This is a genomic window from Rahnella sp. PAMC25617 (assembly GCF_050606005.1).
Classification (GTDB): Bacteria; Pseudomonadota; Gammaproteobacteria; order Enterobacterales; family Enterobacteriaceae; genus Rahnella; species Rahnella variigena.
In genome coordinates this window covers 1-503 of the sequence record NZ_JBOCUM010000056.1, presented here as the reverse complement: position 1 = coordinate 503, position 503 = coordinate 1, and the positions used below count along the sequence as shown (strand labels likewise).

The window sequence follows — 503 nt, the reverse complement described above, 5'->3', positions numbered from 1 at the left end:
CCATTGTGTCCCGGACTGACTGAGCGTCACCGTCAGTTGTATAAACCGGCGGATATCGGCGTACTGGGTGTAGAACTGCTCCAGAACCTCGCAAAACAGCAATGCATCGCCCTGGCCACAGAACTGATGTTCATCAAGCGTTACGCGGATAGCCACGCCGTGCCAGCCTTCGGCGGGGTAGTGAGACGGCGTATAGCTCACCTGCGTAATGCCCGCAATGCGTCGGGCATTGTCCGGGTCATGCGTCCAGTCCAGCAGGCTGAGCGCGTGACGCAGCGTGTCGGTTTCCATCAGACTGGCGATGGCCTGCGGATGCAGCAGCGACAGCACCTGCCACTGATAAAGTTCAGCGGTCGGCGGGTAATGCGGCATAGTGGGACGCGTGCGGGTGGCACACTTCAGCTCAAGATTACCCAGGGCGGTCTCACCGTCGAAAACGCTCTCCTGCAACGCCATGCGCGGGTAGGCGCCATTTGTACAGGTCATGTTCAGGCGCATTTTCA

1 protein-coding gene is annotated in these 503 nt (G+C 59.4%); it reads right to left on the bottom strand.

Annotated elements, in window-relative coordinates:
• Positions 1–486 (bottom strand): type VI secretion system baseplate subunit TssF (locus ACM615_RS23905; RefSeq protein ID WP_431012630.1); only part of this gene is annotated, 486 nt, incomplete at its 3' end.
• Between the last annotated feature and the right edge of the window lie 17 nt (positions 487–503).